Consider the following 17,715-nt stretch of genomic DNA (forward strand, 5'->3'; position numbering starts at 1 on the left):
ATCCGGTGTTCCTGGCCCCGTCTCGGCCGGACTCCGCGCGGGTGGGCTTACCGTTGTGGCCATGGCACGGACCCTCATCCTGATGCGTCACGGCAAATCCGGCTACCCGGAGGGCGTGGCGGACCATGAGCGGCCGCTCGCTCCGCGCGGGCTGCGCGAGGCGGCGATCGCGGGCGACTGGCTGCGCGAGACCCAGCCGCGTATCGACGCGGTGTGCTGTTCGACCGCGCAGCGCACGCGCGAAACCCTGACGGCCACCGGCATCGACGCCCCGGTGACGTTCGAGGAGTCCATCTACGAGGCGTCCCCGCACACGCTCATCGAACTGGCGCAGCTCACCGATCCGGCGGTGCAGACGCTGCTGATCGTCGGCCACTCCCCCGGAATGCCGTGGACGGCATGGGAATTGGCGAGCAATCGCGACTCCGCGGCCGCCGAGGAGCTGAGCCGGAAGTTCCCCACCTCCGCGCTGGCGGTCCTGGAATTCGACCGTGATTGGGCAGCGATCGACCCGGGCACGGGCGAGCTGGTGCGCTTCCACATCGCGCGCTAGCGCACGCCGGACACGGGCCGGGCTACTTCAGCAGCTTGCCGCGCACCACGACCACGCCGCCGAACACGAGCAGGAGCAGTAGCGCCGGGAAGAACCCCAGCAGCGCCCACACCACACCCAGGACAACCACGACCGGTAGCGCCGCGATGGCGGCGATGACCGGCTGTTCCTTGACGGTCGCCAGCGCCGATCGCGCCCGGACCCGATCAATCTCTTTGGACATGTTCACCAGAGTAGGCGCGGAATCCATCCACAGCCGTGCACAGGAGAACCTCGCACCCCCGCTGCCCCGGCGGGTCGCCACGGCGCGGAAATCTCGGCAGAATCGGGCTTGCTTGGAGTGCACTCCAGGTGGCTAGCGTCGTTGTTGTTCCGAGAGAAAGGCGAGACCGGTGAACGCACCAGCGTGGGAAGCCCCCGACTACGAGCGACCGCGGTATTCCATCGGAGAGGTCTCCGAGCGGTGCGGGCTCACCCGGGACACCCTGCGCTGGTACGAGCGCATCGGCCTGATGGATTACGTGGGCCGCGATCATTCCGGGCAGCGCCGCTTCAGCGCGCGCGATCTGGACTGGCTGGCTCTCATCGGGAAGCTGCGCCGCACCGGAATGCCGGTGGCGGACATGGTGTCCTACGCCGAGCTGGTGCGCGCCGGGGATCACACCTTCCCGCAACGCCTGGACATGTTCCGGCGCACCCGGGCCGAGGTGCTCGACCGGATCGAGGAACTCCGACAGACCGTGGCCGTCCTCGACTGCAAGATCGCCCTCTACGAGGGCAATCCCGGAGCCGACTGGCGGACCGTGACGGCAACGCGCGCTAGCGAAGGGAAACCGGCATGACCGACACCCAGATTCTGCCCACCACCGCCCTCGGCGAGATCCAGGTCGGCGCGCAGGGCTACGGCGCCATGGGGATCAGCGAGTTCTACGGACCCACCGACGCCGCCGAGGCCCGGGCCACCCTGGAGCGGGCCCTGGAGCTCGGGGTGACGCTGTTCGACACCGCCGACATCTACGGCAGCGGGCACAACGAGGAATTCCTCGCCGATTTCGTCGCGGCGAATCGCGAGAAGATCACGCTGGCAACGAAGTTCGGCATCGTCCGCAAGGCCGACGACCCCGCCTACCGGGGTGTCGACAACTCCCCCGACTACATCCGCCGGGCCGTCGACGCGAGCCTGCGCCGGCTCGGCGTCGACGTGATCGACCTGTACTACATGCACCGCAAGCAGGACGGCGTGCCGGTGGCCGACACCGTCGGCGTCCTGGCGGAATTGGTCGCGGCGGGCAAGGTGCGTCAGCTCGGCCTGTCCGAGGTGACCGGCGCGGAACTGCGCGAGGGATACGCCGTGCACCCGATCGCCGCCGTGCAGTCGGAGTGGTCGCTGTTCTCCCGCGACGTGGAGAACACCGTGGTGCCCGCGGCCGCCGAGCTCGGGGTCACCTTCGTGCCGTACTCGCCGCTCGGGCGCGGCTTCCTCACCGGCGGGGTGTCCACCAACGGTGAACTGGCACAGGGTGATATCCGCCGGATCTTCCCGCGCCTGGCGGGGGAGAACGCGGAGCGCAACTTCGAGCTGCTGGCCCCGCTGCGGGCGATCGCCGAGGCGAAGGGGATCACCCCGGCACAGGTCGCGCTGGCCTGGGTGCACTCGCGCGCGCGGGTGCACGGGCTCCCCGTGGTGCCGATCCCGGGCACCCGCAGCCGCACCCGCGTCGCGGAGAACGTGGGCGCGGCGACGGTCGTCCTCACGGCCGGCGAGCTCGCGGCCCTGGAGCCGATCGCCGGGCAGGTCGCTGGAGATCGCTACGCGGACATGAGCTTCACCTCCGCCGGACGCGAATAGCGTTGTGCGCCGGGCGCTGACCGGCTGAGCGGGGCACGGTCGCGCGTGGCCGCCCGGTCCCCCACTTCGCCGGTCGGTCGCGCATGACCGCCCGGTCACGTATGACCGCGTCGAGCAGGCGGGCCGCCTTGTGGCTGCGGCGGCATGGGCCGTCCATCGCGACAACACGCCGAACTGCGGTTCGCCTCACCGATCCTCCACACCGCACCGCACCCACGAATCGAGCCCGCCCCCAGCCGTTTCCGGCGGGGGCGGGCTCGCGGCGCGATGCGGTGTTCAGCCCGCCAGGCTGATCGTGTGCCCGGTGTGCTCGATCTTCGCGCGCAGGTAGCGCAGGTTGTCCGGCGTCTCGTGGACGCCGGTGGGGACCGTCTCGCGGACCGCCACCCCGAGGGCGCGCAGCTGGCGCGCCTTCTCCGGGTTGTTGGTGAGCAGATCCAGCTCGCCGGCACCGAGCGCGGCGAGCATCTGCGCCGCGGCGGTGTAGTCGCGAGCGTCCTCGGGCAGGCCCAGCGCGGCGTTGGCCTCGTAGGTGTTCAGGCCCTGATCCTGCAGCGCGTACGCGTCGAGCTTGTTGTACAGCCCGATGTCGCGGCCTTCCTGGCGCAGGTACAGCAGGATGCCGCCGCGCGTGCTGATCAACTCCACGGCCTCGCGCAACTGCGGTCCGCAGTCACAGCGCGCCGAGCCGAACACGTCGCCGGTGAGGCATTCCGAATGCAGGCGCACCAGCGGCGTCTCGGCGGACTCGCCCAGCACGAGCGCGAGGTGTTCGCGATCGTCGGCCAGCCCCCGGAAAGTCACCGCCTCGGCGGTGGTGGCGTAGCCGTCCGCGAAGGTCAGCGGTATGCGTACCCGCGTGCGGACCTGCGCGTCACCGGTCGAGAAGGGGCCCATGTCCGCTCCGAACTGAGAGTGAGTCATTCCGTTCGGTTCGCAACCGCGCGGCGACCGCCGATATTCCACGCCACGCGCAATTTCCAGACCGGAGGGCACGGTTCAGCTTCTCGGCTTACGATTCCCCCACTATGCAGTCCCCTGTACTTCACGACCGCGTCTGGCTGGACAAGCAGACGCCCGAGGTCTTTCACGCGTTGAACAGCGTCGCGGTGGCGGTCCGCAATGCCGCCGCGGCGGTCGAATTGGGGCGGGCGGTGATGGAGCTGGTGAATATGCGGGTATCCCAGCTCAATGGCTGCGCCTACTGCCTCGACGTCCATTCCCGGGCCGCGCTCGAGGCGGGCGTCACCCCGCAGCAATTGTCGGTGCTGGCCGCGTGGCGGCGCAGTCCGCACCTGTATACCGAGCAGGAGCGCGCGGCGCTCGCCATTTCCGAAACCGTGACTTCGTTACCGGCCGAGGAAGTCCTCGACGATGAGTATGCTGCTGCGCGGCAACATTTGTCGGATGACCAGATGTCTGTCCTCATCTGGGCCGCGACGACCATCGGCGCGTTCAATCGCGTATCGATTCTGAGCAAACATCCGGTGCGGGTGCGGAAGGAGAACTGAACAATGAGCGAACAGGCCGTGGCGGCCGCCGTCGTCCGTAATGAATCACAACACCGATACGAGGTGTGGTACGGGAGCTCGCTCGCCGGGTTCACCGAATACCGTGAGCGCGATGACGACACCGTCTTCATCCACACCGAGATCGACCCCGCGTTCGGCGGGAAGGGACTGGGCAGCGTCCTGGCCCACGACGCCATCGAGGACGTGATCGCGCGCGGGCGGGTCATCGTGCCGCGCTGCCCGTTCATCAAGGCGTGGCTGGACAAGCATCCGGAGTACGACGCGCACGTCGTCGGCAAGGGCATCAAACGATGAGTGACCTGGAGCCGAATCCGGAGGCCGCGCTGTGCGAGGCGTCCGGGCGGCCGGGTCCGCGCGCGGAATTCTTTCCCGCGCGCGAGGTTCCGCTCGGCGGGGTGCGCGGGGTCACCGTGTTCCGGACGCTGCCGCAGCGGGATCTGCCCACCGTCGGCGCGTGGTGCTTCCTGGACAATTTCGGCTCCGGTTCCGCCGCCAATCCGGCGGGACACGACATCGAACCGCATCCGCACATCGGATTGCAAACGGTCACTTGGCCTTTGGACGGCCGCATCCGGCACCGCGATTCGGTGGGATCGGATGTGGAGATCGCGCCCGGGCAGCTGAACATCATGACCTCGGGCCGCGGCATCGCGCACTCGGAGTACCGGGTGGCCGGGCACGAGTCCGGGGCGGGTCTGCAGCTGTGGATCGCGCTGCCCGACGAGAGTCGCTGGGTGGCACCGCATTTCGAACAGCATCGGGAGCTGCCGGAGTTCGAGCTGCCGGGCGTGCGGGGCACGGTGCTGATCGGCACCCTCGGCGCGGTCACCTCCCCCGCCATCGCCTACACCCCGATCGTCGGCGCGGACCTGCGCGTGGCCCCGGACACGGACGTGCGGCTGCCGCTGAACCCGGAGTTCGAGTACGCGGTCCTGGTGGTCGAGGGCGGGCTGCTGGTGCAGGACAGCCGGGCCGAGCCGGGCGCGCTGCTGTACCTGGGCAGCGACCGCACCGAGGTGCGGCTGCACGAGACCGAGGGCGCGCGCCTGCTGCTGATCGGCGGCGAGCCCCTGGCCGAGGATCTGGTCATGTGGTGGAACTTCGTGGGGCGCAGTCACGATGAGATCGAGGCGGCCCGAAACGACTGGGAGAACCACGATCTCGGGCGATTCCCCGATATCGCGGGGCACACCCCCGATGAGCGGATCCCCGCCCCGCCCCTGCCCGGCGGGCGGTTGAAGCCGCGTAAGCGGCACACGGGCGTGCGACACGACTGAGAGTTGGCTCGCGTAAGAAATTTCGGCCCCGGAGCAGCGCTCCGGGGCCGAATGCGTTCCGCCGCAAGCAGGCTCGATCACCGTCGCGAGGTATCGTGCGAATTCCGACATAGGTCGGGTGCGGGATGCCACGCCCCGGAGCTTCACGTGTTCTCCCGTGCGGACTCGACTCTCGCCAGGCGTCGGAAAGTGCCGCCGCCGCGCGGGTCGCTGCGCTCCACGACGGGCGCGACGACTGTGCTCGGCCACGTTCACGCAACCGGCCTACCGGCTGCTTGCACGCGACAACCGGATGCACAGGTCAGATTGGGCGCACACGCCGGAGCAGCCTTCGGCATCGGCGCGGCCCGGGTCGAATCAGGTTCGGGTGGTGAGGGTTTGGGTGCCGATCACGCGGAGCAGGTCGAGTTTCTGCTGGGTGTCGGTGCCGGGTTTCGGGTAGTAGACCAGGAGCTGGCGGGTGGAGCTCGGGGTGAGCAGGGGTTCGCAGACCAGCTCCAGCAGGCCGACCTCCGGGTGGATCATGCGTTTGACATAGCCGCCCGGATCGCGGATCTCGTGTTCGTTCCACAGCGCTTCGAACTCGGGGCCGGTGGCGTGCAGGCGAGTCACCAGTTCGGTGACGTCGGCGTCGCCCGCGCGGCGGGCGGCGGCCTCGCGCAGGCCGGCCACGTGGTGGCGGCCCATGGCGTCGTGGTCCTCGGCCGGGAATCGGCCCCGCTCGTCGGGCGCGGTGAACCAGAGCCAGGGCAGGCAGCGGTCCAGGCCGCGGCGGTGCGAGAAATCCCCGGAGAGCAGGGTGTGCATCCGGTTCTGGACCAGGACCTCGCCGAGATCGGAGATGACGCAGGCGGGGGTGTCGTCCAGCTTGGTCAGCACGTGCAGGATGCCGGGCCCGACGTGGGTGTCGCCGCCGCGGGCGGGCGGCTGCTGCCCGGCCAGGTGATAGAGGTGGTCGCGCTCGCCGTCGGACAGCCGCAGGGCGCGCGCGAGGGCGGCCAGCACCTGGGTGGACGGGCGCGGGCCGCGCGCCTGCTCGAGACGCGTGTAGTAGTCGGTGGACATGCCCGCGAGCAGCGCGACCTCGTCCCGGCGCAGGCCGGGGGTGCGCCGCCGCAGCCCCGGCGGCAGCCCGACGGCGGCCGGTTGCAGGGCCTCGCGCCGGCGGCGCAGGAAGTCGGCGAGTTCGTCGCGGTTCACTCCCCCACTGTCCTCCTCCCGCGCCACCCCAGCCAGGGACCCGCTATCCCCCGATAGCGCGTCTCTGCCGGTCCGGGGCGTGCGGGCGCAGAGTTGTTCCCATGACCAAGCACATCGACACCGTCCGGCTCGGCAGCACCGGGCCCACCGTCTCCCGCCTCGGGCTCGGGGCCATGGGTATGTCCGGCATGTACGGGGCCAGTGACGACGCCGTCTCCATCGCCACCGTGCACGCAGCGCTGGACTCGGGCGCCAACCTGATCGACACCGGCGACTTCTACGGCGCGGGGCACAACGAGCAGCTGTTGCGGACCGCGCTGGAGGAGCGCAAGCGCGAGGACTACGCGCTGAGCGTGAAATTCGGCGCGCTGCGCGCGCCGGGCGGCGGATTCGGGGGCGTGGACACCCGGCCCGAGGCCATCCGCAACTTCCTCACCTATACGCTGCAGCGACTGGGCGTGGAGTACATCGACATCTACCGGCCCGCGCGGCTGGACCCGAATGTGCCCATCGAGGAGACCGTCGGGGCCATCGCGGAGCTGATCGAGGCCGGGTACGTGCGGCACATCGGACTCTCCGAGGTGGGCGCGGAGACGCTGCGGCGCGCCGCCGCCGTGCATCCCATCGCCGACCTGCAGATTGAGTACTCGCTCATCTCGCGCGGGATCGAGTCCGAGATCCTGCCCGCCGCAAGGGAACTCGGCGTGGGCATCACCGCCTACGGCGTCCTCTCACGCGGGCTGCTGAGCGATTCGCTGCGCACCGGCGCACCGCTGGCCGCCGACGACTTCCGGGCGCACAGCCCGCGTTTCCAGGGCGAGAACCTGGACGCGAACCTGCGCCTGGTCGCCGAACTCGCCGCCGTCGCCGAACGGCACGGGGTGAGCGTGGCCCAGCTGGCCATCGCCTGGGTGCTCGCGCAGGGCTCCGACATCGTGCCGGTGATCGGCGCGCGCCGGCCCGAGCGCTGGGCCGAAGCCCTGGGCGCACTGGATATTCGGCTCACCGCCGCGGAGTTGGCCGCCATCGAGGGCGCGGCGCCGGCCGATCGGGTCGCCGGAGATCGTTATGCCGCGGCGCAATTGGCGATGCTGGACAGCGAGCGCTGACTTCGTCCGACGCGCGGCGGACCCTGCGGCCCGCGGGCAGCAGACCCGGCAACGCAGGGCGACGGGGCAAACCCGTTGACTCAGGCGGTGTTTGCCACGCACCCGGCGAACTACTAGGTGGGCCTGGCGATCAATGGGGCTAGCGGCCGGGTGGGATCAGCACCGACGCGCTGATCGACCCGGCCGCAGTGCGCTGCCCGGGTCGGGCGCACCGCACAGCAGCGTGCGGAACAATTTGCGAGGCGGGCACGTGCACCGACGAGCAGTCCACTGCGGGGACCGACGCTCGCCGAGCGCACCCGGGGCTACCCGCCGAGCGGGCTCGGCCCGACGCCCACCGGCCCCGTCACGATGGGCGGCTCGAGACCGGTGCACCGCACAGCGGCGTGCCGACTACTTGCGGCGCGGGCGGATCACGGCGGTGAAAGCCGCCGAGGCGACGGCCTTTCCGGTCGTGTCGGTGATGGTCACCGGGACGACGAGTTCGATCTCCACGCCCGCCGCGATGTCGGCGCGGGTCTGCGCGACGATCTCCGGGCTCAGTTCCGACGTGGCCAGGAACGGCCCGGCCTCGCCCTTCGCGCGGGCCAGGTATTCGATCTTCCCGTCCCGGGCGACGATGAAGGTGTCGCCCATCAGATCCACGATGCCGGAGATGGACGCGCCCATCGCGGCGGTCTCGGCCATGCCGAACAGCAGGGCCGCGTGGATGTCGCCGTTGTGGTTGAGGTGCTCCGGTTTGGGAGCCATGCTCACCACATTGCGGCCGACGGCGAAGTCCACCGCGTCGATACCGGTGAACTGGATGAAGCCCAGCTTCTTGAAGCCGGCCATCACCAGATCACCCATGGTGGCGCTGTCCATCGCATCTCCTGTCGACCGCGAAAAATGAAACGTGTTCCATTTTCATACCGCGTGCGGCGGGGCTTGTCCACGGTGCGGCGGCACGATGGCAGGCACCTGCCGTGTTCGGTCGCGCCGGGCGCGGCCTCAGTCGCGCAGCGGCGCGGTCAATCCCAGGATCTCGGCGGTGCGGGAGGTGGTGTGCCGTGCCAGAGCCGCGTCACCGGCCAGACTCGAGCCCAGGGTGGGGATCAGTTCGCGCAGGCTCGGCGCCCAATAGCGCTGATACGACGGGAAGCACCGGGCCAGCACCTCCAGCAGAATCGCCGGTGCGGTCGACGCCCCCGGCGACGCGCCCAGGACGGCCGCGATCGAACCATCGTGCGCGGCAACGACTTCGGTACCGAACTCCAGCACCCCGCGGCGGCCGGGTTCCCCCTTGACGATCTGCGCGCGCTGACCGGCGGTGATCATGGTCCAGTCGTCCATGACCGCTTCGGGCGCGAATTCGCGCAGCGCGGCCAGCTTCTTCTTGCGCGTGGCGGTGAGCTGCTTGGTGAGCAGCCAGACCAGCGGCAGATTGCTCGCCAGCATCGAGGTCAGCGGCCCGATGTTGTGCGGGCGCAGCGAACCCGGCGCGTCCAGGATCGAACCGTTCTTCAGGAATTTGGGGTTCGTCCCCGCGTAGGGGCCGAACAACAGCGCCCGCTCCCCGTCGATGACACGAGTATCCAAGTGCGGCATGGACATCGGCGGCGCCCCGACCGGCGCCTTGCCGTACACCTTCGCGTCGTGCCGCGCGATGATCTCCGGATTGTCGCAGCGCAGGAACCGCCCGCTCACCGGAAGCAGCCCGTACCCGCGCGCTTCGGGCACGCCGGCCTTCTGCAGCAGTTTCAGCGCCCAGCCGCCACCGCCGGCGAAGACGAAACGCGCGTCGACCTTGTGCGTGAAGCGGTCGTTGTCGGTGTGCTGATGAATGCGCAGTTGCCAGGAGCCGTCGTTGTTGCGGCGCATCCCCCGGACCTCGCAGCGCGGATTGATCGAGACGTCGACGCTCTTGAGGTAGGTGAAGATCTGTTTGGAGAGTGCGCCGAAGTTCACGTCGCTGCCGGTCACGTCCCGGGTGGCGGCGATCGGCTCGCCCGGGTCACGCGATTGCGCGAGCAGCGGGGCCCATTCGCCGATGACGGCGGGATCGTCGCTGAATCTCATGGAGCCGAAAAGAGCGTTCTCGGAGAGGGTTTCGAATCTGCGCCGGAGATAATCGACATCGGTCTTGCCGTGCACCAGCGTCATATGCGGCACCGGATTGATGAAAGTCTCCGGCTTGCCGAGGATTCCGGCCTCCACCAGCGCCGCCCACAATTGGCGACTCTGCTGGAACTGCTCGTTGACCGTGAGCGCCCGGCCGATATCGATCGAGCCGTCCGGCAGTTCGGCGGTGTAATTCAGTTCGCACAGCCCGGAATGGCCGGTACCTGCGTTGTTCCAGGGGTCCGAGGCCTCGCCCGCCAATTCGGGTAGTCGCTCGTACACCGCGATCGTCCAGGTCGGTTCCAGATGTTTGAGCAGCAGACCCAGGGTCGCGCTCATGATTCCGCCGCCGACCAGTACCACGTCATAGGGCCGCAGCGACGCTTGCGTTTTCGTCATTACCCGCTCGACCCCCATAGGACTTCTGGAACGTAGGCACGCTAGCACCGGATTCCCCTTCGTGTGCAGGGGCGGGATCCGGATCGGTGCCCTATCCCACAGGTGCGCATCGACTCGCGTGCGCCGGGGTACCCGGTCAGATCAGGGCGGTGAGAACCAGGCCCAGGGCGGCGCCGCCGAAGACCAGCACGTGCCGGATGTTCTGCAGCGTCCAGGTCCAGTCCGGGAAGCCCGCTTCGGCCTCCTTCAGCAGGGCGGGGACGTCGATGCGGGCCAGCATCGGGTCGCCCTTCTTCGCGAAGGCCGCGCGCACCGACTGCACCGCGGTGAGGTTGCTGTACAGGATCACGCCGTTGCCGAGCAGCACCAGGGTCAGCAGCACCCAGTTCAGCGGGCGAGCCAGGTCCGCGCCGGCGAAGTTGAGCCCGGCCAGCGCGATCATGATCGCCGCGATGCCGATCGGGGCCGCGCTCTCGTGGCCGCTCGCGTCGAAGCGCATCCCGTTCTCGCGCAGCACGCTGGTGCGCACGCCCTGGCGGGCCAGTTCGGCCTCGGCGCGGGCCATGGCGGGCTTGCCGTAGCGGCTGCGCACGATCGGCATGCTCACGAAGGCGGCGGCGATGGCGAGGGCGCTGGTGGCGATGACGGCGTTCATGTTTCGGTCTCCTGCTTCGCGGCCCGCGGTCTCGGCGGGTCCGACTTGAACTAAGTACAAGGGAACCATAGCCGGATACTTGAACTAAGTGCAAGTAGTTTCTTGAACTTTGTGAAAGTGCCTGGTGAGCACCTAGAGTCGGGGCATGCCGCGCGAAACGCTCACCCGCGAACAGATCATCGGGACCGCCATCGACCTGCTCGACGAACAGGGCCTGGACGGACTGAACATGCGCGAACTGGGCAAACGGCTCGACGCCGCCGCCACCGCCATGTATTGGCACGTCCGGAACAAGGACAATCTGGTGCGCCTGGCCACCGACGAGGTGTGGGCCGAGATCGAACTACCCGACCTGGACGCCCTCGACTGGCGCGCGGCGGCCGAGCTCCTGGCCACCGGGATGTACACGATGCTGAACCGGCACCCGTGGATCGTGCAGGCGCAGGCCGGCTATCTGCTTTACGGCCCCAACAAATCTCGCCACGACGAGCACGTGCTCACGGTGTACGAGCGCGCGGGCTTCGACGACGACGCGGCCGACCGGGCCGCGGCGACCGTGTTCATGTTCGTGCTCGGCAACGCGGTCGGCGCCGCGGCGAACATCTCGATCGAGCGGCGGCTCGGCCGCAACGGCGGCGACCCGGAAGCCAAACTGGGCGAAGCGATGTCCGAGGCCACCGCGGTCGCGATGGAGTTCCCGCGACTGCGCGCCCGCATCGAGCGCCAGGCCGCCACCGACTACAACGCCGCGCCGGACAGCAGCTTCGAGTTCGGGCTGGCCGCGCTGCTACAGGGGTTGCAGGATCAGCTCGCCGATCGTGAGACGCCGTAGCGCTTCACGATCCGATCACTTCTTCCGAGCGCGATAGGCCGCGACGGCATTGCGGTTGCCGCACGCCACGCTGCAGTAGCGGCGAGACCTGTTGCGGGACAGGTCCAGAACGATGCCGTCGCAGGTCTCATCGGCACACAGGGCCAGGCGGCTGAGCTCGTCGGCGCGGATCAGGTCGATCATCGCCATGGCCGTCTCCACGGCGATGCGCACATCCAGCGGAGCGTCCGGCGGGACCGCGTGCACGTGGTAGTCCAGGGCGTCGTGACGCACCAGGCGCGGGACCGCGCGGTGGCGGGCCAGGATCTCGTTCACCAGGGTCACCGCGGTGTCGCGATCGGCGGTCAGCAGCTCGCGCATCGGGGCGCGCTGGGCACGCACCGCGGCCAGTTCCCGCGCGTCGCCCGTGCGGACGCCGGTGTAGCCGTGGCGGTCGAAGAACTCCGCGAGCTGCTCGGCATCGGTCATCGTGTCCGGCGCCTCGGCCGAATTCACCAGCTCGACCGCGGCGGCCATCGACGCCACTGTGTCATGAGCAAAAGACATGTTGACACATTACCGCACGAGCCTTAGCGTCATTAGTCATGGCGACTTTGACTCATGACACCGCGGTGCCGAGCCGGATCCGGAACGGCCTGTTGCTCGCGGCATTGTCGGCCGCCTCCTTCGGCCTCTCGGGCAGCCTCGGCCGCGGCATGATGAACGCGGGGTGGAGCCCGGCCTCGACGGTGATCGTGCGCGTGCTGCTCGGCGCGCTGGTGCTGCTGCCGGTGGCGCTGGTGCAGTTACGCGGGCGCTGGGAACTGCTGCGGCAGAACGCCCCGCTGCTCGTCATGTACGGCCTGGCCGCCGTCGCCGGTGCGCAGCTCGCGTACTTCAACGCCGTCGCGCACATGGAAGTCGGCGTCGCCCTGCTCATCGAGTACACCGCGCCCATCGCGGTGGTGCTGTGGCTGTGGTTGCGGCACCGCCAGCAGCCCGGGCGCGCAACGGTTCTCGGGGCCGTCATCGGCATCGCCGGACTGCTGCTGGTCCTGGATCTGCGCTCCGGGGCCGACACCAGCTGGATCGGAATCCTCTGGGCGCTGGGCGCGATGGCCGGCGCCGCCGTGTACTTCGTGCTGTCGGGCCAGAGCGGCGAGGCGCTGCCCGGCGCGGTGCTGGCCACCGGCGGCCTGCTGATCGGCGGTCTCGGCATTCTCGCCGCGGGCCTGCTCGGCATCGTCCCGCTGCGCATCACCGCGAACCCCGTGGCCTTCGACGACTTCACCACCCCCTGGTGGACGCCCCTGCTCGCGCTGGGCGTGATCACCGCGGCCCTGGCCTACCTCTCCGGGATCGCCGCCACCCGCCTGCTCGGCTCCCGCCTGGCCTCCTTCGCCGCCCTCACCGAGGTCGTGGCCGCCATCGGCTTCGCCTGGCTGCTGCTCGGCGAAACCCCCGGCCCGATCCAATTGCTCGGCGGCGCACTGATTCTCGCGGGCGTGGTGGTGGTCCGCCTCGGCGAGCCGGCCACCCGGCCCACGGTCGCCACCTCGGCCACGGCCTCGGCGACCACGGCCTGAGCCGGCCCGCCGAACCGACTGCGGAGACAGCCACTCACCGGCTCGAGCCGGGAGCACAGCCCCGAGACGCCGCAGCGGGCAACGGAACTCGCGGCTCGGCGACCCGAGATCAGGCGACCGGCTCGACCGGGCGGTCTGCCAGCAGCGTGAAGAAGGCGCGGATGTCGGCCACGTGGGCGGCGGGCTGTTCCATGGCCACGAAGTGGTTGCCGGGGTTGCCCTCGGGCCAGTGGACGATGTCGTTGTGGTCGCCGGCCAGGCGGCGCATCAGGGGCATGCCGCCGCCGTACTGGCCCGTCGGGACCAGGTTCTGGCCCTTGGGCATGGCGAAGCCGCCGTCGACCAGGCCGTCGTACATCGGCCACGAGGAGGTGGCGGCGGTGTTGGTGAACCAGTACAGGGCGGCGTTGGTCAGCAGGTGGTCACGCTTCATGACATCCTCGGGGTGATCGGCCATCGGGCTGAACTCGTGGAACTTCTGCATCAACCAGCCGAGCAGGCCGGCCGGGGAATCGGTCCACGCGTGGGCGAGGGACTGGGGCGCGGCGCGCAGCAGGGAGTGATGGTCGGTGCCGCCGGTCATCCAGCCCCGCATCATGTCCCAGTCGGCCAGCTCGCTCGCCGACATGTCCGGCACATCGGCCGCGGTGGGCATGCCGAGGCCGCCGTCGACGTGCACGCCGATCACGTGTTCCGGTGCGACCAAGGCGATTTCGGGAGCGACGTACGCGCCCAGATCACCGCCCTGGGTGCCGTACCGGTCGTAGCCGAGGCGGTCCATCAGGGCCGCGAACATGGTCGCCACCCGGCGCACCGTCATACCGGTCGCGCCGGGCGCCTGCGAGAACGCGAAACCCGGAACCGACGGCACGACCACGTGGAAGGCCGGCTCGGGGTCGAGGCCGTGCGCGCGGGGATCGGTCAGCGGGCCGATGGTGTCGGTGAATTCGACGAACGAGTTCGGCCAGCCGTGGGTCAGCAGCAGCGGCACCGCGTGCGGCTCGGGCGAGCGCACGTGCAGGAAGTGCACGTCCAGGCCGTCGATCTCGGTCAGGAACTGCGGGAAGGCGTTGAGCTCGGCTTCGACTGCCCGCCAATCGAATTCGGTGCGCCAGTACTCGGCGAGCTCACGCAGGTAGGCGACCGGCACGCCGCGCTCCCAGTCCTGCCCCGGCAGCTGCGCGGACCAGCGGGTCCGGGCCAGCCGATCCCGCAGGTCGTCGAGGTCGGCCTGCGCGATGTCGATGCGGAAGGGGCGGATGGCGGTCATGGGAACTCCTCGTGTCGTCGTTCGAACCGAGGACCACGTTAGGAAGCATCTAGGACAGGTCGCGGCCTAGTTGTGCGAGAGGATGTCGAGCATGAACGACACACCCGGGCGACTGCTGCGCATGCTGTCGCTGCTGCAGACCCCGCGCGAATGGCCGGGCAGCGAACTGGCCGAACGGCTCGGTGTCAGCGACCGCACCGTGCGCCGCGACATCGACCGCCTGCGCGACCTCGGCTACCCGGTCGAGGCCACGCTCGGCGTGACCGGCGGCTACCGGCTGGCCGCCGGAGCGGCACTGCCGCCGCTGCTGCTCGACGACGACGAGGCCGTGGCCATCGCCGTCGGGTTGCGAGCGGCCGCCGGGCAGGCCGTGGCGGGCATCGAGGAATCCTCGGTCCGGGCCCTGGCCAAACTCGAACAGGTGCTGCCCGCCAAACTCCGCCGCCGCGTGCGGGTGCTGGGCGCGGCCACCGCCGTGTTCACCGGCACCGGGCCGACCGCCGACCCCGAGGTGCTGGCCACCCTGGCCGCCACCATCACCAATCACGAACGCGTCCGCTTCACCTATCGCGACGCCGCGGGGGCCGAATCGCGCCGCAACGTCGAACCCAACGGCCTGAGCGCCACCCGTGGACGCTGGTACCTGGTCGCCTACGACGTGGATCGCAACGCCTGGCGCAGTTTTCGCGTCGACCGCGTCACCGCGCCGCAGCCCACCGCCGCCCGATTCACCCCGCGCGAGCTGCCCGCCGAACACGCGGCCGCCTACGTGGCAGGCGCTCGCACCGACTGGGGCATAACGCCCTTCGCCGTCGATGTGACCATTCACGCTCCCCTGCACCGGATTTCCGGCGGTCTCGGCGAGAGCCCCGGCGAGCTGAACGCCGTCGATGCCGATACCTCTCGCCTGCGGGGCATTCGCGAGGACTCGGTCGAGTGGCTGGCCGGGCGGCTCATCACCCTCGGCGTCGAGTACGAAGTCCGCGAATCTCCAGAACTGGCGGCGCAATTGCGCGCGGCGGCGGATCGCATCGCCCGGGCCCTGGCCGCGCCCGCCGGATCGGAGAACTGAGCGCCCGTCCCGACATCGGCACGCCCTCGGCCGGACCGGCGAGCAGGGGCATCGCCGCGACGATGCGGCCGACCCCGGATCGCCATGCGCCGACGGGCATGTCGCACCAGGCTTCCGAAGCGCGGACTTCGAGCGTCGCCACGACGGCGAGCGTGCGCACCCGCGCCGGCATCCGGGCCCGTCGCATATGCGACGCGGGGTTCCTATCCCCCGCGCTGCCCGGTACGGTCGTTGCGCAAGATCACGCCACAACCCGTTTCGCAGCGCTAGGGGCACCACCATGGGCATGACCAGGATCATTGCGCCGACACTGTTCTGCCTCACGGCGACGGTCGTCGCGAGCACACCCGCGGTGGCGGATCCGGCCGGAGCGGCGCCCGCCGTGCAGGTGAGCGGCACCGATCACGGCGTGGACTACCGGGTGGAGTTGTCCGCGGACAAGCGCGCCACGGTCAGCACCCTGGCGGCCGGGCGCTTCCTGGCCACCTGGGACGGGCAGGCGGTCGTCGCCACCGACGCCGACGGGCTCGAATTGGCCACCGTCCCACTGACATACAAGATCTCCGGGAAGAACCTGGAATTCGCGCCGGTCATCGACGAGGACGGCCGCCGCCTCACCCTGACGCCCAAGGCCGCGTCCCCGGTAGCGCTGCGCGACGTCAACGCCCAGCAGCATTTCTTCGACGTCGTCCAGGCACACCTGCCGGCCGTCGCCACCGGCGCGGCCATCGGCGGCGCGATCGGCTTCCTGATCGGTTTCCCCGCCGGGCTCTTCGTCTTCGACATCATCACCGTCCCGATCCTGACGGTGGTCGGCGCCCTGCTCGGCGGCGCGATCGGCCTCCAGCAGGCGGGCGGTCAGCCGGCCGTCGACGCGGCCCTGGCCTACGCGAATTCCCTGGTCCCCGGCGCTTCCCAGGCCCTGGCCCCGGCCTTCGAGGCCCTCCCGCCGCCACGCTGACACCTCGAACCGTAGCCAGAAAACCAGTTCATCGGGATCGATGAACCGTGTTCGAATCCCGGTCGCGGCTAGCGCATGAAGGTCAGCGACTCGATCTGCGCGCTACCGGTCAGGTAGTACCAGTCGCCGTCCCTGTTGCCCGCCAACTGGAATCGCAAAATATGCCCCGCCGCCGGACCGTCCACAATCGTCCACAGGGTGTTGGGCAATCCGCTCGCGGTACTGACGCTCCCGTCCGACCAGATGAACCGCGCCTGCGACCGCGACCCGAACCCGACCCACGGCAACTCGGCCTCGAACCTCCCGGACACCACCCCCGGCAACAACGGACTGACGCAATCCCACACCTCCGCCGTCCGCCGCACCCCCTGCCCCGCGCTCCCCGACCCCGGCACCAGCGCCCCGGTCAACACGTTCCCCCGGTAGCACCCGCCCAACCCCGCCTCCGACGGCGCGGCGGCGCCGATCCCGGCCGAGCCCACCGATAACGCGGCGGCACAGAGCATTACGGCAAGTACACGACGCCCAGCCACCATCGGGAACCCCTTCGCGCAGCACCGATCCAGAGCTTTACGCTATCACTCGAGGTAGATACCGATATTCGATCGACGAGGTTCGCACGGCCCACGAGCCGGTCTCACCGAACCTATTACCCGCTACCGCGGAATCACCAAGTGACGGCGGGAAGCTCGATATCGATGGGGAACGGGCGATCGACCTTGACCCGGACTCGATGAACTCCGGTCGGGGCGTAGCCGCCTTCGGGCAGCAGCTCGAAGGTGTAGACGACCATGGCGTCGTTCTCGTTTTCCACCCGCCAGAAGCACTTGACCCCGGCTTCCGCGTACTGCAACGGGCGCAATTTGCGATCTTTGGTCTTGGTCCGGGCCGAAACGACCTCGATCGCCAGATGCACATCCGCAGGGGCGAACACCAGGCTGTCCGAGCGCACCGCGGATCGCGAGACCACCAGAACGTCCGGCTCCGGCACACTGGCACCCAGATCTATGCCCTGTTCCGACGCGATGACGTACGCCTCGGGCGCGATGGCACGTAGCGAGTGCTTCAGAATATCGATGACTTCGTTGTGCCAGTGCGTGGCGGGAGCCATCATCACGACGTCACCGTCCAGCAGCTCGAACCGGCCATCGACCACTTCTATCAGACGAGGAAGGTCTACCGCGGTGAATCCACCCGCAGGTGGCATAGGCAGCGACACCAGCCGACTCCGAATCGGCTCATCGATGTGCTGAGCGGCGGTCATACCAGGAAGCGTACCTGCATAACGTTATGCGAGTAGGTAATGCCGCCTGGCGGCCTCCTCCGGCCAATTCTGTACCA

The 17,715-nt window shown here is 69.5% G+C and carries 22 protein-coding genes; 12 read left to right on the plus strand and 10 right to left on the minus strand.

Annotated elements, in window-relative coordinates:
* Window positions 1-61: 61 nt before the first annotated feature.
* A complete protein-coding gene (locus ABZ319_RS17955; protein ID WP_354987531.1) occupies window positions 62-553 on the plus strand; it encodes a histidine phosphatase family protein in 492 nt (163 codons plus the stop codon).
* A 22-nt stretch (window positions 554-575) separates the two neighbouring features.
* Here the strand turns inward: ABZ319_RS17955 and ABZ319_RS17960 are convergent, their stop codons facing one another.
* Window positions 576-776 carry a hypothetical protein gene (locus ABZ319_RS17960; protein ID WP_354987532.1) on the minus strand — a complete coding sequence of 67 codons (201 nt, stop codon included), beginning with the start codon at window positions 774-776 and terminating at the stop codon, window positions 576-578.
* A gap of 169 nt (window positions 777-945) precedes the next feature.
* Here ABZ319_RS17960 and ABZ319_RS17965 point away from each other — a divergent pair, with 169 nt between their 5' ends.
* Window positions 946-1,395 carry a MerR family transcriptional regulator gene (locus ABZ319_RS17965; protein ID WP_354987533.1) on the plus strand — a complete coding sequence of 150 codons (450 nt, stop codon included), beginning with the start codon at window positions 946-948 and terminating at the stop codon, window positions 1,393-1,395.
* Window positions 1,392-2,402 (plus strand): aldo/keto reductase, encoded by a 1,011-nt coding sequence (locus ABZ319_RS17970; protein ID WP_354987534.1) that lies wholly within the window; start codon window positions 1,392-1,394, stop codon window positions 2,400-2,402. The genes ABZ319_RS17965 and ABZ319_RS17970 overlap by 4 nt, the downstream gene beginning before the upstream one ends.
* A 276-nt stretch (window positions 2,403-2,678) precedes the next feature.
* Here the strand turns inward: ABZ319_RS17970 and ribA are convergent, their stop codons facing one another.
* Entirely contained in the window at window positions 2,679-3,299 is a 621-nt protein-coding gene (gene ribA / locus ABZ319_RS17975) for a GTP cyclohydrolase II (RefSeq protein ID WP_354987535.1), read from the minus strand.
* Between the two features lie 131 nt (window positions 3,300-3,430).
* Here ribA and ABZ319_RS17980 point away from each other — a divergent pair, with 131 nt between their 5' ends.
* The 3 genes from ABZ319_RS17980 to ABZ319_RS17990 are packed head-to-tail and all read left to right on the plus strand — an operon-like array spanning window position 3,431 to window position 5,211.
* On the plus strand, window positions 3,431-3,913 hold the full coding sequence (locus ABZ319_RS17980; protein WP_354987536.1) for a carboxymuconolactone decarboxylase family protein: 483 nt from the start codon (window positions 3,431-3,433) through the stop codon (window positions 3,911-3,913).
* A 3-nt stretch (window positions 3,914-3,916) separates the two neighbouring features.
* Window positions 3,917-4,228, plus strand: a complete 312-nt coding sequence (locus tag ABZ319_RS17985) for a GNAT family N-acetyltransferase (RefSeq protein WP_354987537.1) — start codon at window positions 3,917-3,919, stop codon at window positions 4,226-4,228.
* Entirely contained in the window at window positions 4,225-5,211 is a 987-nt protein-coding gene (locus tag ABZ319_RS17990) for a pirin family protein (protein WP_354987538.1), read from the plus strand. Before ABZ319_RS17985 ends, ABZ319_RS17990 begins: the two co-directional genes overlap by 4 nt.
* A 357-nt stretch (window positions 5,212-5,568) precedes the next feature.
* Here ABZ319_RS17990 and ABZ319_RS17995 read toward each other — a convergent pair whose 3' ends face one another.
* A complete protein-coding gene (locus ABZ319_RS17995; RefSeq protein ID WP_354987539.1) occupies window positions 5,569-6,411 on the minus strand; it encodes a helix-turn-helix transcriptional regulator in 843 nt (280 codons plus the stop codon).
* Between the two features lie 101 nt (window positions 6,412-6,512).
* Here ABZ319_RS17995 and ABZ319_RS18000 point away from each other — a divergent pair, with 101 nt between their 5' ends.
* Window positions 6,513-7,520: an aldo/keto reductase gene (locus ABZ319_RS18000; protein WP_354987540.1), complete on the plus strand. Its 1,008-nt coding sequence runs from the start codon at window positions 6,513-6,515 to the stop codon at window positions 7,518-7,520.
* Window positions 7,521-7,913: 393 nt separating this feature from the next.
* Here ABZ319_RS18000 and ABZ319_RS18005 read toward each other — a convergent pair whose 3' ends face one another.
* The 3 genes from ABZ319_RS18005 to ABZ319_RS18015 form a co-directional block, all read right to left on the minus strand.
* Entirely contained in the window at window positions 7,914-8,384 is a 471-nt protein-coding gene (locus ABZ319_RS18005; RefSeq protein WP_354987541.1) for a DUF4442 domain-containing protein, read from the minus strand.
* A gap of 126 nt (window positions 8,385-8,510) precedes the next feature.
* Complete coding sequence (gene mqo / locus ABZ319_RS18010; RefSeq protein ID WP_354987542.1) at window positions 8,511-10,019, minus strand: malate dehydrogenase (quinone); 1,509 nt, start codon at window positions 10,017-10,019, stop codon at window positions 8,511-8,513.
* Window positions 10,020-10,155: 136 nt separating this feature from the next.
* A complete protein-coding gene (locus ABZ319_RS18015) occupies window positions 10,156-10,674 on the minus strand; it encodes a hypothetical protein (RefSeq protein ID WP_354987543.1) in 519 nt (172 codons plus the stop codon).
* A gap of 145 nt (window positions 10,675-10,819) precedes the next feature.
* On the opposite strand from ABZ319_RS18015, the gene ABZ319_RS18020 reads away from it, so the two are divergent.
* Window positions 10,820-11,506: a TetR/AcrR family transcriptional regulator C-terminal domain-containing protein gene (locus ABZ319_RS18020; RefSeq protein WP_354987544.1), complete on the plus strand. Its 687-nt coding sequence runs from the start codon at window positions 10,820-10,822 to the stop codon at window positions 11,504-11,506.
* A 15-nt stretch (window positions 11,507-11,521) separates the two neighbouring features.
* Here the strand turns inward: ABZ319_RS18020 and ABZ319_RS18025 are convergent, their stop codons facing one another.
* Window positions 11,522-12,052 carry a CGNR zinc finger domain-containing protein gene (locus ABZ319_RS18025; protein WP_354987545.1) on the minus strand — a complete coding sequence of 177 codons (531 nt, stop codon included), beginning with the start codon at window positions 12,050-12,052 and terminating at the stop codon, window positions 11,522-11,524.
* Window positions 12,053-12,090: 38 nt separating this feature from the next.
* Here ABZ319_RS18025 and ABZ319_RS18030 point away from each other — a divergent pair, with 38 nt between their 5' ends.
* Window positions 12,091-13,071, plus strand: coding sequence for a DMT family transporter (locus tag ABZ319_RS18030; RefSeq protein ID WP_354987546.1), 981 nt, complete (start codon window positions 12,091-12,093; stop codon window positions 13,069-13,071).
* A gap of 109 nt (window positions 13,072-13,180) precedes the next feature.
* Here ABZ319_RS18030 and ABZ319_RS18035 read toward each other — a convergent pair whose 3' ends face one another.
* Complete coding sequence (locus tag ABZ319_RS18035) at window positions 13,181-14,341, minus strand: epoxide hydrolase (RefSeq protein WP_354987547.1); 1,161 nt, start codon at window positions 14,339-14,341, stop codon at window positions 13,181-13,183.
* Window positions 14,342-14,432: 91 nt separating this feature from the next.
* On the opposite strand from ABZ319_RS18035, the gene ABZ319_RS18040 reads away from it, so the two are divergent.
* Together ABZ319_RS18040 and ABZ319_RS18045 are read left to right on the plus strand one after the other, a co-directional pair.
* Window positions 14,433-15,413 (plus strand): YafY family protein, encoded by a 981-nt coding sequence (locus tag ABZ319_RS18040; protein WP_354987548.1) that lies wholly within the window; start codon window positions 14,433-14,435, stop codon window positions 15,411-15,413.
* A 286-nt stretch (window positions 15,414-15,699) separates the two neighbouring features.
* Window positions 15,700-16,374, plus strand: a complete 675-nt coding sequence (locus ABZ319_RS18045; RefSeq protein WP_354987549.1) for a hypothetical protein — start codon at window positions 15,700-15,702, stop codon at window positions 16,372-16,374.
* Window positions 16,375-16,442: 68 nt separating this feature from the next.
* On the opposite strand, the gene ABZ319_RS18050 is transcribed toward ABZ319_RS18045, so the two are convergent.
* On the minus strand, window positions 16,443-16,583 hold the full coding sequence (locus tag ABZ319_RS18050; protein WP_354987550.1) for a hypothetical protein: 141 nt from the start codon (window positions 16,581-16,583) through the stop codon (window positions 16,443-16,445).
* Between ABZ319_RS18050 and ABZ319_RS18055 the strand changes: the two genes are divergently transcribed.
* Window positions 16,573-16,800, plus strand: a complete 228-nt coding sequence (locus ABZ319_RS18055) for a hypothetical protein (RefSeq protein WP_354987551.1) — start codon at window positions 16,573-16,575, stop codon at window positions 16,798-16,800. The two genes, ABZ319_RS18050 and ABZ319_RS18055, sit on opposite strands and share 11 nt — an antisense overlap.
* 241 nt (window positions 16,801-17,041) lie before the next feature.
* Here the strand turns inward: ABZ319_RS18055 and ABZ319_RS18060 are convergent, their stop codons facing one another.
* Window positions 17,042-17,638 carry a Uma2 family endonuclease gene (locus tag ABZ319_RS18060; protein ID WP_354987552.1) on the minus strand — a complete coding sequence of 199 codons (597 nt, stop codon included), beginning with the start codon at window positions 17,636-17,638 and terminating at the stop codon, window positions 17,042-17,044.
* Window positions 17,639-17,715 lie beyond the last annotated feature (77 nt).

Source organism: Nocardia sp. NPDC005978, assembly GCF_040614455.1.
Taxonomy (GTDB): Bacteria; Actinomycetota; Actinomycetes; order Mycobacteriales; family Mycobacteriaceae; genus Nocardia.